This is a genomic window from Microbacterium sp. NPDC077644 (genome assembly GCF_040702785.1).
Classification (GTDB): Bacteria; Actinomycetota; Actinomycetes; order Actinomycetales; family Microbacteriaceae; genus Microbacterium.
Map to the genome: position 1 here is coordinate 211,355 of NZ_JBFBME010000003.1, position 13,181 is coordinate 224,535.

The following is a 13,181-nucleotide window of genomic DNA, read 5'->3' on the forward strand; positions in this document are numbered from 1 at the left end:
ACCTATGAGCTATTTAGGCCGAGCACGTCGGCACGACGTTCGGAGCGTTGCAGGTTCGTCGTCCTGGAGAAAACGAGCGCGGAGGCGGCGGCCACGATGGCGATCAGAGCCAGGGCGACTGCCGCGCCGGAAAGGCTGGCAGCGCCGAGCCAGCCGGCGATCGGATAGGTGATGAGGAAGCAGGCGTGGGAGAGCGCGAACTGAGCAGTGTAGACGAGGTTCCGGTTCGCGGGCGTCGAGGCATCGGCGAGAAGCCGCGATGAGGGTGTGTTCACCAGGGATGTTCCCATGCCAAGCAGCACCCACGTGCCCAGCAGTGCGATCCATCCCGACCCGGTCTTCGCAGAGATGGCGGTGACGATAACTGCCGCGAGGAGGCCGACGACGATGAGGATCGTTCCGATGATCATCGTGCGGATCACACCGATCCGAGCGACCGCCCAGGGGATGTTCACCGCGACCACGAGCGAGCCGATGCCGTAACAGGCCAACGCAAGCGCGAGGGCGGCGTCGTCAAGATGAAAGACTCCGCGGGCGTACACCACCGAGTTCACGAGCACGATCGCGGTGCCGGCCGCGACGACAATGTTGGTCAACATCAGAAAGCGGAGCGTTGGCGTGCGGGCGAACACTTTCGCTCCCATCGGGAGCCGTTGCCAGAACGATGTCCCGGGCTCGTCATCGGATCGGGCCGGTAGCCGGGAAAGCAGCACGAGGGTCGCCGAGCACGCGAATCCGATGGCAGTGCCGACGAACAGATTGTTGTAACTGACCAATGTCAGCAGCGCCGCAGCGATCGTCGGGCTCACCAGCGCCTCGAGGTCATACGCGAGGCGCGACAGCGATAGAGCACGCGTGTAGTCGTTCGGTTCAGGTAGAACCGCGGGAATCAGGGACTGAAACGCCGGGGTGAAAGTCGCCGACGCGGACTGCAGCACGAAGACCAGCACGTAGATCTGCCACGCTTCCGTGACAAACGGCAACATCAGCGCGATCACCAGCCGCACCACGTCGGCGGTCACGAGCACCGCCTTCTTCGGCAACCGGTCAACCACTGCCGCGATCAGGGGCGCGACGCCGACATAGGCGACCATTTTTATCGTCAGTGCCGTGCCGAGCACGGACCCCGCGGCATCCCCCGCGATATCGAACGCGAGCAGCCCCAGGGCAACCGTGAGAAGTCCGGTGCCCAACAGGGCGATCACCTGCGCGGAGAACAGCTTCGCATAGGTGGTGTTGCGCAGAACGCGCAGCATCAGCGCAGATCCTCCGGTGACGGGTGCTCGCCACGGTGGTGCGGAGGGTCGTTGCTCAGCGAGTGCTGTGCTTGGAAGATCGCGTCCGCAACCAGCTGCCGAGCGTGCTCGTTCGCGAGTCGGTAGAACACCTTCGTGCCCTCCTGCCGCGCCAGCACAATCCGCGCCAGGCGGAGCTTCGCGAGATGCTGCGAGACAGCAGCCGGGGACTTGTCGACGATATCGGCGAGGTGGTTCACCGAAAGCTCCTCATCCCGCAACGCGAGAATGATCCGCACCCGCGTCGCATCCGCGAGCATCGAGAACACCTCGGCAGCCAGCTCGACATAACTGCTCTCCACCGACAGTGAACACTTAGTATCTGCATTCATACGCAGATTATTGCATATCCAATTGAAGCGAGCTAGGGACATCTCGTTCCACGCACGGATGGAGAAGCTCGCTTCTCCGGGCTATCGACGTCGCCGCGGCTGCCGAAAACGATCGTTTCCGGCGCGGTATCACTTGGTTGCCGGGGCGGTCGCCGCTAACGGGAGCCGGAACCCCGTTCTGGCATGGGCCTTCGGTTGGTGCCGCGACCGGACTTGCTAGCGGTCGAGCTGCGGAGCGCGCGTTTGTGGCGGGCGTACTCTTGTCCGATGACTCGACCTCTCACGAAGTGGCATTCCGCGCACGCAGAGCTCGACCTACGTCGGGATGTGCCTTCCATAGCCGCGCCGGGAGAAGGAACGGGGCGATGATGTTGGCGACGCATCCGGGTGAACCCCACCGCGGCGATCTCGCTGGGCGGCTCAACTGGCTCAGAGCCGGAGTGCTCGGCGCGAACGACGGCATCGTGTCGGTCGCGTCGCTCGTCGTCGGTGTCGCGGGGGCGACGACCGATTCCGCGACGCTGCTCGCCGCGGGTGTCGCCGGTCTCGTCGGCGGTGCGATCTCGATGGCGCTCGGGGAGTACGTGTCGGTGAGCAGCCAGCGAGACAGCCAACGGGCTCTGATCGAGAAGGAACGAGGCGAGCTGGCCGATGATCCGGCTACCGAGCTCGAGGAGCTGGCGAGCATCTATCAGGCGAAAGGACTTAGCCCGGCGACCGCACGCCTCGTTGCGGAGGAGCTCACCGCGCACGACCCGCTGACCGCGCACCTCGAAGCGGAACTAGGCATCACGGAGAACCAGGTGGTCAGTCCGTGGGCGGCGGCGGGGGCCTCCGCACTTGCCTTCGCACTCGGAGCGCTGCTTCCGCTCTTGGCGATACTGCTCCCGCCTCCCGAGATCCGGGTGCCGGTCGCTTTCGCGGTGGTGCTGCTGGCGCTCGCGCTGACCGGATTCGTCAGCGCGAGGATCGGCGGGAACCCCGCGCTGAGGCCCACGATCAGGGTGGTGCTCGGTGGGGCGATCGCGCTGGTGGTCACGTTCGCGATCGGCACGCTGCTCGGGACGAGTGGCGTTGCCTGAGAGACAGCTATGAGTTGCCTATCGGGAGCCGTTCCTTAGACCTGTCTCAGAGTCGGCGCAGCACGATTCCCCTATGACCACTCTGACGACGAGACCGCGTGCTTCCGTCCCCGCCGCTTCCCCTGAGCCACGGCGGGCAGCCCATGGCCGCGCGCAGCTCTGGCGTGCAGCGGCGATCACGGTGATCTGGGCGACCAGCCTGTTCGTCGTGGCTCTGTGGGTCGCCAGTGGTGGAGTGACCGCAGTCCTGGGGGTCAACGCCGAGACCATCACGTCGCTCGGACGCCTCACCGGGCTGGTCGCGGCGAACCTGTTGCTCTATCAAGTGCTGCTGATGGCACGCGTCCCGCTGTTCGAGCGCGGATTCGGTCGCGACGGGATCACGCGGCTGCATCGCTTCGTCGGATTCTGGTCGTTCTGGTTGATGGGCGCGCACATCGCGCTGCTCGCGGTGGGCTACGCGATGGCGGCCGGCATCAACCCGCTCGTCCAGCTGTGGAGCTTCATCTGGGACTACCCGGGCATGCTCCTAGCCACGGCCGGCACGCTGCTGATCCTGCTCGTGGTCGTCACCTCCATCCGGCGTGCTCGTCGTCGCCTGCGGTACGAGTCCTGGCATCTCCTGCACCTCTACGCCTACCTGGGCGTCGGGCTCGCGCTGCCGCACCAGCTGTGGACGGGCGCCGACTTCCTGTCCTCGCCGATCGCGACCGCCTACTGGTGGTCGATCTGGGCCCTCGCCGCGGGATCGGTGCTGGTGTTCCGCATCGGGATGCCGCTGCTGCGGTCCACACGTCGTGCGCTGCGTGTGGCAGGGGTCGAGGCGGACGGTGCTCGGGGCGTCACCATCCGAGTCACGGGTCGCGACCTTCCGACGCTCGGTGCCCGGGCCGGTCAGTTCTTCGTCTGGCGATTCCTCGACGGGCCCGGCTGGACCCGCGGACACCCGTTCTCGCTCTCCGCTGCGCCGGGAAGCGAGCTGACGTTGACCGCCCGTGTGGTGGGGGACGGCACACGCCGGCTTACCGCGCTGCGCTCCGGCACCCGGGTCATCGTGGAAGGACCATACGGGGAGATGACCGGCGAGCGGCGGACCGGGACGAAGCTGCTCATGATCGGCGCCGGCGCCGGGGTCGCACCGCTCGTCTCGCTGCTCGAGACGGAAGGCTACGGACCAGGAGACGCGATGCTCATCACCCGGGAGTCCGCCGCAGAGGACGCTCTTCGACAGGAGGCCATCGCTCACCTCATCAGCACCCGGGGCCTGAGGTACCTGCCGTTCGTCGGCCCGCGTTCGTCGGGCGCGTCGAGCTGGATCCCTGCCACTCACGAGGCGTGGTCGGGCGCAGATCTCCTCCACCATCTCGTGCCGGAGCCGAAGGACCACGACGTCTTCATCTGTGGCGCTGAGGCCTGGATGAAAGACCTCCGGCGCGACCTGGTTGACGCCGGGTTCCCCGCCCATCGCATCCATTCCGAATCGTTCACGATCTGAGCAGGGAGACGGCCATGAAGAAGATCCTCTACACGCTGCTCGCGACCGTCAGCGGCCTCGTGCTGCTGTTCAGCTACCGAACGTCTCTGGAGGCGGTCACCCCGACCGACGCCAGTGCGGCGACAGCGGGCAGTTCGTCGACGACCGCCGACACCGGCGCGAGCGGCTCGGGAACCACGTCGAGCTCGGGAACCACGTCTGGCACCGGCCTTGCCGACGGAACCTACACCGGCGCATCGTCGCAGACCCGCTTCGGGCCGGTGCAGGTGCAGATCACCGTCTCCGGCGGGGAGATCACGGATGCGCAGGCGGTCGACTACCCGAACAGCAACGGTCGAGACCGGCAGATCAACGGGACCGCTATTCCGAGGCTGGTCTCGGAGACGATCCAGGCGCAGAGCTCCAAAATCCAGATGGTGTCCGGCGCCACCTACACGAGCGATGGCTATCTCTCGTCGCTGCAGAGCGCGATCGACGAGGCGCAGAGCTGATGCGTACCGCGAATGAGGGGACGCGGGTCTGGGTCGAGGAGATCATGGGCATCCCGATGAGCATCCATCTGATCGCTCCGACAACGGGACCCGATGTGGGCGCCGACCGGGCAGTGCGTGCGTGCTTCGACGAACTGCGGGACATCGACCGGGTCTTCTCGACGTACCGCACGGACTCCGACATCAGCCGCATCCACCGCGGCGAGCTCTCCGTCGCCGACGCTGACTGCAGGGTCGCGCTGGTCGCGGATGCCTGCGAACGCGCCGAACAGGAGACTGGCGGCCTGTTCTCTGCTCGGTGGCGGGGGTGGTTCGACCCGACGGGATACGTCAAGGGCTGGGCTGTGGAAGCGGCTGCCCGTCGACACCTCGAGCCGCTGCTGGCTGCGGCGACCGCGGTCGGGATCAACGCCGGAGGAGACCTGCAGCTGTTCACTGCCGAGGGAGCCGACTGGCGATGGCCGGTGGGAATCGCCGACCCGCACGACCGCGGTCAGTTGATCGCGGTGGTCGACGTGTCGAACGGTGCGGTGGCGACCTCAGGGACGGCGGAACGCGGGCTTCACATCCTCGATCCCCGCACCGGCCGGCCCGCGACAGGCACCGCGTCGGCCACGATCGTGACCGACGGTCTCACACAGGCGGACGTCTGGGCGACCGCTGCCGTGGTGGCCGGCCCGGCGAACCGCTCGTGGATCGCGGCTGCGGGGTCGCGCACCGGCATCATCGTCGATGATGAGCACCACGTCACGCGCTGGCTGGGCGCGACGATGGTGGACGTGCAGACGACGACGGCCGGTTCGCCGCCGATCGGAGGATACGCACTCGTTCAGGGATGAGCCGGGAGTGTGAGCAGGAAGGTCGTTCCGGATGCCGTCGATCGTTCGACCTCGATGGAGCCCCCGGCACGGCGAGCGACATCTCGCACGAGTGAGAGCCCGAGACCGAAGCTACGGGGGCGTCCACTCTCGCGCGGACGCGCGAACCGCTCGAAGACCTGCTCGGGCGAGATGCCTTCGATCCCCGATCCCTCGTCGATCACGCGCACCGTCACGTTCCGGGCGTCCCGCCCGATGCGGATCGAGACGGTACCTCGCGCCGGGGAGTGCTGCACGGCGTTGTCGAGCAGCGCGACCAGGATGCGGACGAGCGTGACTTCCGGCAGCTGCGCCTTCACCTCCTGATCGACCGTGATCGTGAGCGAGACGTCGGAGTCCTGTGCGCTCGCGGTCATCGCTGCGACGGCTGCGGCTGCCGCTGTCGCGACGTCCGCGTTCCCGTCGGCAAGCGATTCCCCCTCCGCGGCGATGAGCAGGTCGTTGAGCACGTCTGCCATCATGTCCGCATCGTGCCGCAGGTCGGTGAGACCCGCTCCGAGCTCCTCGCCGCGATCATGACGGCGCTGCAACACCTGGATACGGCTTGTCAGTGTCGTCAGCGGGGTGCGCAGTTCGTGACTCGCGTCGGCCACGAAGTTCCGCTGCCGACGCAGCGCCTCCCCGAGCGGGCGGACCGACCGTCGCGCGGCGACCGCGGCGACCACCCCGAGCAGCACCACGCCGATCAACCCGAGGATGATCACGGTCGGTACGATCACGTCGATGTCGACGATGAAGTCGTCTCTGACACCGTCACCACCGCCGAACCAGCCGCCGCCGTGCTCCTCGCCTTCGCGGCGCGACGTTGAGAGCACCACCGCGATCAGCACCCCGATGCCGATCGCGACGATCACACCAGACGAGATCCCGACCCAGAGTCCGATGAATAGCGCGGCACGACGCACGCGTCTCGTATCGGCGTTGCTCATGACGGTGTTCCCGCGCGGTAGCCGCGTGCGCGGACGGTCTCGATCATGTCGGGGGACGTCTTGCGCCGCACATAGTGCACGTACGTGTCCACCGAACTCGTCGTATCTCCTTCATGGAACACGGCGCGGAGGATCTCCTCCCGACTGAACACGTGCTCGGGGCTGGTGCTCAACAGCTCCAGGAGCGCGCTCTCCGTCGCCGTCAGCGCCACTCGGATTCCAGATGGATCGTACGCGGCCTGGGCGTCCGGCGTGAACACCCACTCGCCGAGGCGTCGACGTACCCCATCAGCCCTGAACGCGCGTCGCAGCGCCCGAAGGCGCGCCAGCAGCTCGTCGTAATCGAACGGCTTCACCAGGTAGTCGTTCGCTCCGCCGTCGAGACCGGTGACACGATCGTCCACGGTGCCGAGCGCGGTCAGCATCAGGACCGGCGTCGTGATGTGCGCGGTACGCACGGCACGGATGAAATCCACACCGTCCATGCCGGGCAGACGTCGATCGACGACCATCGCGTCGTACCGCCTGCTCAGCGCGAACCGGAGCGCGGTCTCGCCGTCCGAGGCATGCTCGACGTCGTACACCTCTTCCAGCACTTCGACCGTCAGCGCAGCGATCTCCGTGTCATCCTCCACATAGAGCAGCGAACCGCGTGGCCCCTGTGCCGAGTCGCCCATGGTCGTCGTCCTGTCTTCCGCGATCGAGACCATCAGCGTACGCCCGGCGCAAACCGGGTCGGGTAACCCGGATGATCTTCCGCATGCCGTCGTCCGTCACACCAGAAACGATCGTTTTGGCGTCACTGGCCCGGTGGCTCCTTATGAGGCGCCACAAACGATCTTCGGAAACCCCTCTCGGCAGGGATTTTCGGCGCACCACGTCAAGAGGCGTTGTGTCCGTGATCGCTTAGACAGAACTAGCTGACAGCTGGAGGTGTGGGTGGCGTTCAGCTCTCGTCTGCGCTGCTGGGCTGATGTTCCACCGCTGGCGCGCGTCCTTCTTGGTACACGGAGGGTTCGGGTTCGGGGTGTCGTCGCCCCTGGACGACGAATAGCGCGATGCCGAGGGCGACGACGACGACGGATGCCCAGACGTTCGCGGGGATGCCGAACAGGGCGTCGCTGGTGGGGTCGATCCTGATGGCCTCGAGCCAGCTGCGTCCGAGGCCGTACCAGATCATATAGAGGGCGAAGGTTCGTCCCCACCGGAACCGGTATCTGCGCTCGAGGAGGAGGATGATCGCCACGCCGATCAGGTTCCAGATGATCTCGTACAGGAACAGCGGGTGGAACAGCGTTCCGGCCGGGAGGCCGTCCGGGAACATGGTGTCCGTCGGCAGGATCTCGAGCCCCCACGGCAGCGTGGTGGGCAGCCCGAAGAGTTCGTGGTTGAAGTAGTTGCCGATCCGACCCATGGACTGCGCGATGAGCATCGCGGGCGCGAGAGCGTCGGCGAAGGACCACAGCCGGATACCGGTTCGTCGGCAGCCGATGTACGCACCGACAGCGCCGCCCAGGAGGGACCCGTAGAGGGCGTTGCCGCCGTCCCAGATGGCGAAGATGTTCCCGAGGCTCGCGCCCGGATAGAAGTAGTCCCCGACGTGGGTGAACACGTGATAGAACCGGGCTCCGATGATGCCGATCGGGACAGCCCAGATGACGATGTCGACAACCACGCCGTCCTCCGCGCCTCGTGCCGACAGGCGTCGTTGGGTGATGATCACGGCGGCGATGATCCCGGCGATGATGCACAGCGCGTAGGTGTGGATTGTGAGCGGCCCGAGGGTGAACTGTGCCCACGACGGTGGGGGGGGCTGGGAAGACTCGTCAAAAGCACGAAGCACCGCTCCTCATCTGGCATCACTGTGAATGCTTCAACACATCATTGTTCAGCGCCGGTCCCATGCGAACAGCGCCCTGGGAAGACTAACGGTGTTCGACACGGGAATCGTCGAACTCCTCCCAGGTCACCAGGCGAGGGCCCCGAGGAGCGGGCCTGACCGGTTCAGGCCAGGGAGAGGAAGAGCTTCTCCAACTCGGCGGGGGAGGTGACGTCGTCGGCGTCCGGATCGGTGAGGCATTCCCGCAGCGCGGTCGAGATCACGAGGAATCCGGCCCGGTCGAGGGCCTTCGAGACGGCGGAGAGCTGCTGCACGACGTCGCGGCAGTGCGCGTCGTCCTCGACGGCCGTAATGACCGCCGCCAGCTGGCCCTGAGCTCGCTTGAGGCGGTTGACGACTTTGCGCTTGGCTTCGGGGTCGTGGACGAGCGGGTCGCCGGTGACGAGGGTGTCGGTCATGGGTGGTCCTTCCGTCGAGTTGACAACCACTATACCCCCTGGGGTATCGTATTCACATGAACTGATACTCCCCGGGGTATCGCCGAGCAAGGAGATCAGCGTATGTGCAGAGCAACGAAGTGCCACACCTGTGGAAAGACGACCTGGACCGGGTGCGGTCAGCACGTCGCATCCGTGCGGAAATCCGTGCCCGCATCCGACTGGTGCAATGGCAGCCATACCCGTGCCGAAGTCCAGGCCGCCCAGTCTCAGCGGGGTGGCTTCTTCGCCCGCCTGTTCGGACGGTGATCGGCGATGGCAACTGTTGAACTGACCACCGGGAACTTCGAACAGCTCACCCACGCCGAGGGCATCGCGCTGATCGACTTCTGGGCTGAGTGGTGTGGACCCTGCCGGGCCTTCGCCCCGGTATTCGATGCAGCATCCGACAGGCACCCCGACATCCTCTTCGGGAAGGTCGACACCGAGGCCGAGACCGCTCTGGCCTCCGCCCACCGCATCACCTCGATTCCGACCCTGATGGTCGTCCGCGACGGCGTCCTGGTCTACCGGCAGCCGGGAGCTCTTGCCGAACCGCAGCTCGAGCTGCTCATCGAGAAGGCCCGCGAACTGGACATGGACGACGTCCGCCGCCAGCTCGCCAACACCGCTACCCCCTGAAAGGACCTGGCACCATGTGCGCACGAATCACCTGCTCCTCCTGCGGCAAGCCCACCTGGGACGGCTGCGGCCAGCACATCGAACAAGCCCTCGCGGGCGTCCCCGTATCCCAGCGCTGCACTTGCACGCACTGACCCAGAAGAAAGCGACGGAGACCCTTATGCTCCTCGAACGCCTCTACGACGACGACCTCGCCCACGCCAGCTACATCATCGGCTGCCAGCGCACCGGTGAAGCGATCGTCGTCGACCCGCGCCGCGACATCCAGGTCTACCTCGACCTCGCCGCGAAGAACAGCATGACCATCACCGCGGTCACCGAGACCCACATCCACGCCGACTACCTCTCCGGCACCCGCGAGCTCGCAGCCCGTACCGGGGCGACGATGTATGTCTCCGGCGAGGGCGGCCCGGACTGGCAGTACGGTGTCGGGTTCCAAGACGCCACCCGGATAATGCACGGTCACCGCATCACGGTCGGCAACATCACGGTCGAGGCGGTCCACACTCCCGGGCACACCCCCGAGCACCTGTCCTTCCTCGTCATCGACGGCGCCACGACCTCCGAGCCGGGCTATGTCCTCACCGGTGACTTCGTGTTCGTCGGGGACGTCGGACGCCCGGACCTGCTGGACGAGGCCGCAGGCGGCATCGACACCCGCTTCGACGGCGCACGGGATCTATTCGCGAGCCTCCGCGACCACTTCCTCACCCTGCCCGACTACGTGCAGGTGCTCCCCGCGCACGGGTCGGGGTCCGCCTGCGGCAAGGCGCTCGGCGCCGTCCCAAGCTCGACAGTCGGATACGAGCGGCGTTTCGCCTGGTGGGCTCCCTACCTCGAGGCCGGCGATGAGCAGGGATTCATCGACACGCTGTTGAACGATCAGCCCGACGCACACGCCTACTTCGCACGAATGAAGCGGCAGAACCGCGTCGGACCGGCCGTGCTGGGCGAACTTCCTCCGCTCCTCGAGCGCAGCGTCTTCGATCTTGACGCCGACATCGACGCCGACCGGGTCATCATGGTCGACACCCGCCACCACTCCCTCGTGCACGAGGGCACTGTTCAGGGCGCGCTGAACGTGCCCGGAGTCGCGAAAGCAGCCAGCTACGGCGCCTGGGTCTACGACCCCGACACCGAGACGCGGCCGCTCGTCCTCATCATCGACTCGGGGGACGCCGCGGCCCGGTTCCGGGATCATCTGCTGCGGGTCGGCATCGATCAGGTCGACGGGTTCATCACCACACTCGATGGCCTCCCCACGGTGCAGCCCAAGACGATCGCCCCCACCGACCTGGACCAGGTCGACGCGGCGCTCCTCCTCGACGTGCGAAACCGTACCGAGTACAACGCCGGGCACATCCCCGGCGCCGCGCAGCTCTCCGGTGGTCGGGCCCTCTGGCACACCGACGAACTGCCCGCCGGCAAGATCCTCACCTACTGCCAGAGCGGCGTCCGCAACAGCGTCGCCGCCAGCGCCCTGCGCCGGGCCGGCCTCGACGTCATCGAGATCGAAGGCAGCTACAACGCCTGGCTCGCCGCGACGCCGTCTCGGCCGACGGCCGCCTGAGCGGCCGAGGAGCTCGAGTGGACACCTCCATCATCCTCGCGATGACTCTCGCGGCCCTTGTCGGTGTCGCACTCGGGCTCCTCGGCGGCGGGGGCTCCATCCTCACTTTCCCCATCTTCTCCCTCGTCCTGGGCATCGGAACGAGGGAGACGATCGTCTCCTCTCTCTTCGTCGTCGCTATCACCAGCGCCGTCTCCGCCGCCTTCCGTGTGCGCCGACGCGAGGTGCGCTGGAAAGTCGCCGGCGTCTTCGCGGCGACCGGCTTGATCGGGGGAATCGGTGGCGGGATGGTTGGTCAGCTGCTACCAGAAACCGTGCTCACCGTTCTGTTCGCGGCGATCATGATCGTCACAGCGATCGCCATGATGCGGCCGCGACGAGAACGCGCGGCGCGCCCTCCGACGCGGCCGGTCGTCCGTGGAATCCGAACGACAGCTACGGGACTCGGCGTGGGAGTCCTCACAGGGGCACTGGGAGCAGGCGGCGGGTTCCTCATCGTCCCCGCCCTCACCTTCCTCGGCCAGCCCATCGCCGCTGCAGTGGGGACATCGCTGCTAGTCGTCGCCGTGAACTCGTCCGCCGGCTTCCTCACCCAGATCACGACCGTGGCCATCCACTGGCCCATCGTCCTCACCTTCACCGCGCTCGCCGTCGCTGGATCCTTCATCGGTCTGGCACTGTCGCATCGCCTCCCGGCTGCCGGCATCCGGACCGGGTTCCGGGGTTCTGGTGCTGGCCGTGGGGCTGACCATGCTCGCCACCCTCATCATTCAGACGCTCTCCGCCTGACCACCACCAGAAAGAAGCCCATGCCTCACGCGACCGACACCGCGCCCCGCACCGGGGAACACGTCGACGGATACGAGGTGCCCGTCCTCGACGAGCACGCCGTCCGCATCGCCGCCGGCATCCTCCTCGCCATAGGCATCACCGCCCTTACCATCACGCTCGCCTCCGACAGCATCAGGCCGCTGCAGATGTTCGGCATGTTCTTCCTCCTCGACATGACGACGCGCGTACTCATCAGCGACCGGCTGTCCCTCACTCTCGCCCTCGGCCGTGCTCTGACACGCCGCCGCCGTCGGCACTGGGTGGGCGCGCCGCAGAAGGTCTTCGCCTGGTGGCTCGCCCTCGGTCTCGCTGCTATCTCGTGCGTGACGATGAGCGCTGGAATGGTCCCGCTACCCGTGACTCTCGGGCTCTGCGGAGTCTGCTTCACAGTCCTGCTCCTAGAAGCCACCCTCGGGTGGTGCGCGGGATGTGCCCTGCACCAACGCTTCAGTAGGCAGCCCACCCGCCACTGCGCCAACGGCGCCTGCGACCGCTGACACTCTCGCTCCCTCACAACGAAAGGACGCACATGGGCCGCCTAACCCTCACCACCCTCGCCGTCATCACCGCACTCACGCTCACCTCCTGCGCCAGCACACCCACCCCACAGGCTGACCTCGGCCCCGACGCGGTCATCATCGACGTGCGCACCCCCGCCGAGCGCGCCACCGGCCACCTCGACGGCGCCCTCCTGCTCGACGTCACGGGCGGCGACCTCCAAGCTGCGCTGCCGGACCTTGACCCCGAAGCCACCTACCTCGTCTACTGCCGTTCAGGTAACCGGGCAGGAGTCGCCATCGACCTGATGAAGCAGGCCGGCTTCACCGACCTCCTCAACCTCGGCTCCCTGGAAGACGCCGCCGCCACGACAGGCCTCCCCGTCGTGCAGCCCTGAGACGTACGTGCTCGCCCCCACGAGCACGTACCTGCGTGCACAGCACGCCACCGCATCGCTCGAGCACTGCCTCGCGATGCACAGTCGGGGCGGGGTCGCCAGATGCCCGCCCCGACTGTTCAAACCTGCTCGCCTTAGCCCACCGAAAACGATCGTTTACGACGCATCTCTGGTTTGGCGCCCGCTTGCCACGCCGGTAACGTTCTCCGGAACTTGCTTCTGGCAGACGTTATCGGCGAGTCGATGAAGGCTCTGTCGAGCACGGCGGTGACCCCGACGACGTGGACATTCAAGGCGTGATCGCGTACACGTTCTCCGAGATCTTCATCGCGTTGTCGGGGACGAACCCACCGTCGGGAATGACGGCGAAGCTACCGGCTGGCCCGTGTGACGCAACCCCGGAGGTGCCTCCACACGCGATGGAC

At 66.7% G+C, this 13,181-nt stretch carries 15 protein-coding genes; 9 read left to right on the top strand and 6 right to left on the bottom strand.

Going from position 1 to position 13,181, the window contains the following annotated elements:
- Positions 1–2 precede the first annotated feature (2 nt).
- Positions 3–1,256: an MFS transporter gene (locus tag AB0269_RS13070; RefSeq protein WP_366211703.1), complete on the bottom strand. Its 1,254-nt coding sequence runs from the start codon at positions 1,254–1,256 to the stop codon at positions 3–5.
- Positions 1,256–1,627: a metalloregulator ArsR/SmtB family transcription factor gene (locus AB0269_RS13075; RefSeq protein WP_366211704.1), complete on the bottom strand. Its 372-nt coding sequence runs from the start codon at positions 1,625–1,627 to the stop codon at positions 1,256–1,258. Before AB0269_RS13075 ends, AB0269_RS13070 begins: the two co-directional genes overlap by 1 nt.
- 365 nt (positions 1,628–1,992) lie before the next feature.
- Here AB0269_RS13075 and AB0269_RS13080 point away from each other — a divergent pair, with 365 nt between their 5' ends.
- From AB0269_RS13080 to AB0269_RS13095, 4 genes are all read left to right on the top strand, one after another.
- Positions 1,993–2,709: a VIT family protein gene (locus AB0269_RS13080; protein ID WP_157523996.1), complete on the top strand. Its 717-nt coding sequence runs from the start codon at positions 1,993–1,995 to the stop codon at positions 2,707–2,709.
- A gap of 73 nt (positions 2,710–2,782) precedes the next feature.
- A complete protein-coding gene (locus tag AB0269_RS13085) occupies positions 2,783–4,204 on the top strand; it encodes a ferric reductase-like transmembrane domain-containing protein (RefSeq protein WP_337459058.1) in 1,422 nt (473 codons plus the stop codon).
- A 14-nt stretch (positions 4,205–4,218) separates the two neighbouring features.
- On the top strand, positions 4,219–4,695 hold the full coding sequence (locus AB0269_RS13090) for an FMN-binding protein (RefSeq protein ID WP_337459059.1): 477 nt from the start codon (positions 4,219–4,221) through the stop codon (positions 4,693–4,695).
- Positions 4,695–5,534 (top strand): FAD:protein FMN transferase, encoded by an 840-nt coding sequence (locus tag AB0269_RS13095; RefSeq protein WP_366211705.1) that lies wholly within the window; start codon positions 4,695–4,697, stop codon positions 5,532–5,534. Before AB0269_RS13090 ends, AB0269_RS13095 begins: the two co-directional genes overlap by 1 nt.
- Here AB0269_RS13095 and AB0269_RS13100 read toward each other — a convergent pair.
- The 4 genes from AB0269_RS13100 to AB0269_RS13115 all read right to left on the bottom strand — a co-directional run bounded on the left by AB0269_RS13100 (position 5,525) and on the right by AB0269_RS13115 (position 8,800).
- Positions 5,525–6,502, bottom strand: coding sequence for a HAMP domain-containing sensor histidine kinase (locus AB0269_RS13100; protein WP_366211706.1), 978 nt, complete (start codon positions 6,500–6,502; stop codon positions 5,525–5,527). The genes AB0269_RS13095 and AB0269_RS13100 overlap by 10 nt on opposite strands.
- The gene (locus tag AB0269_RS13105) at positions 6,499–7,179 is read right to left on the bottom strand and encodes a response regulator transcription factor (RefSeq protein WP_366211707.1); all 681 of its coding nucleotides are present in this window, start codon (positions 7,177–7,179) and stop codon (positions 6,499–6,501) included. The genes AB0269_RS13100 and AB0269_RS13105 overlap by 4 nt, the downstream gene beginning before the upstream one ends.
- Before the next feature lie 269 nt (positions 7,180–7,448).
- Positions 7,449–8,345, bottom strand: coding sequence for a prolipoprotein diacylglyceryl transferase (gene lgt, locus AB0269_RS13110; protein ID WP_366211708.1), 897 nt, complete (start codon positions 8,343–8,345; stop codon positions 7,449–7,451).
- Positions 8,346–8,506: 161 nt separating this feature from the next.
- Entirely contained in the window at positions 8,507–8,800 is a 294-nt protein-coding gene (locus tag AB0269_RS13115) for a metal-sensitive transcriptional regulator (protein WP_042538258.1), read from the bottom strand.
- A gap of 102 nt (positions 8,801–8,902) precedes the next feature.
- Here AB0269_RS13115 and AB0269_RS13120 point away from each other — a divergent pair, with 102 nt between their 5' ends.
- The 5 genes from AB0269_RS13120 to AB0269_RS13140 all read left to right on the top strand — a co-directional run bounded on the left by AB0269_RS13120 (position 8,903) and on the right by AB0269_RS13140 (position 12,756).
- On the top strand, positions 8,903–9,088 hold the full coding sequence (locus tag AB0269_RS13120; protein WP_074731942.1) for a hypothetical protein: 186 nt from the start codon (positions 8,903–8,905) through the stop codon (positions 9,086–9,088).
- Between the two features lie 6 nt (positions 9,089–9,094).
- The gene (locus AB0269_RS13125) at positions 9,095–9,460 is read left to right on the top strand and encodes a thioredoxin family protein (protein WP_042538256.1); all 366 of its coding nucleotides are present in this window, start codon (positions 9,095–9,097) and stop codon (positions 9,458–9,460) included.
- Between the two features lie 160 nt (positions 9,461–9,620).
- A complete protein-coding gene (locus AB0269_RS13130; protein WP_042538252.1) occupies positions 9,621–11,030 on the top strand; it encodes an MBL fold metallo-hydrolase in 1,410 nt (469 codons plus the stop codon).
- A gap of 17 nt (positions 11,031–11,047) precedes the next feature.
- On the top strand, positions 11,048–12,358 hold the full coding sequence (locus AB0269_RS13135; protein ID WP_366211709.1) for a TSUP family transporter: 1,311 nt from the start codon (positions 11,048–11,050) through the stop codon (positions 12,356–12,358).
- A 32-nt stretch (positions 12,359–12,390) separates the two neighbouring features.
- Entirely contained in the window at positions 12,391–12,756 is a 366-nt protein-coding gene (locus AB0269_RS13140; protein WP_042538246.1) for a rhodanese-like domain-containing protein, read from the top strand.
- Positions 12,757–13,181 lie beyond the last annotated feature (425 nt).

Coding starts and splice junctions, on each gene's coding strand:
- AB0269_RS13070 (WP_366211703.1), bottom strand. CDS start 1,256: ATGCTGCGCGTTCTGCGCAACACCACCTATGCGAAGCTGTTCTCCGCG.
- AB0269_RS13075 (WP_366211704.1), bottom strand. CDS start 1,627: ATGAATGCAGATACTAAGTGTTCACTGTCGGTGGAGAGCAGTTATGTC.
- AB0269_RS13080 (WP_157523996.1), top strand. CDS start 1,993: ATGATGTTGGCGACGCATCCGGGTGAACCCCACCGCGGCGATCTCGCT.
- AB0269_RS13085 (WP_337459058.1), top strand. CDS start 2,783: ATGACCACTCTGACGACGAGACCGCGTGCTTCCGTCCCCGCCGCTTCC.
- AB0269_RS13090 (WP_337459059.1), top strand. CDS start 4,219: ATGAAGAAGATCCTCTACACGCTGCTCGCGACCGTCAGCGGCCTCGTG.
- AB0269_RS13095 (WP_366211705.1), top strand. CDS start 4,695: ATGCGTACCGCGAATGAGGGGACGCGGGTCTGGGTCGAGGAGATCATG.
- AB0269_RS13100 (WP_366211706.1), bottom strand. CDS start 6,502: ATGAGCAACGCCGATACGAGACGCGTGCGTCGTGCCGCGCTATTCATC.
- AB0269_RS13105 (WP_366211707.1), bottom strand. CDS start 7,179: ATGGGCGACTCGGCACAGGGGCCACGCGGTTCGCTGCTCTATGTGGAG.
- AB0269_RS13115 (WP_042538258.1), bottom strand. CDS start 8,800: ATGACCGACACCCTCGTCACCGGCGACCCGCTCGTCCACGACCCCGAA.
- AB0269_RS13120 (WP_074731942.1), top strand. CDS start 8,903: ATGTGCAGAGCAACGAAGTGCCACACCTGTGGAAAGACGACCTGGACC.
- AB0269_RS13125 (WP_042538256.1), top strand. CDS start 9,095: ATGGCAACTGTTGAACTGACCACCGGGAACTTCGAACAGCTCACCCAC.
- AB0269_RS13130 (WP_042538252.1), top strand. CDS start 9,621: ATGCTCCTCGAACGCCTCTACGACGACGACCTCGCCCACGCCAGCTAC.
- AB0269_RS13140 (WP_042538246.1), top strand. CDS start 12,391: ATGGGCCGCCTAACCCTCACCACCCTCGCCGTCATCACCGCACTCACG.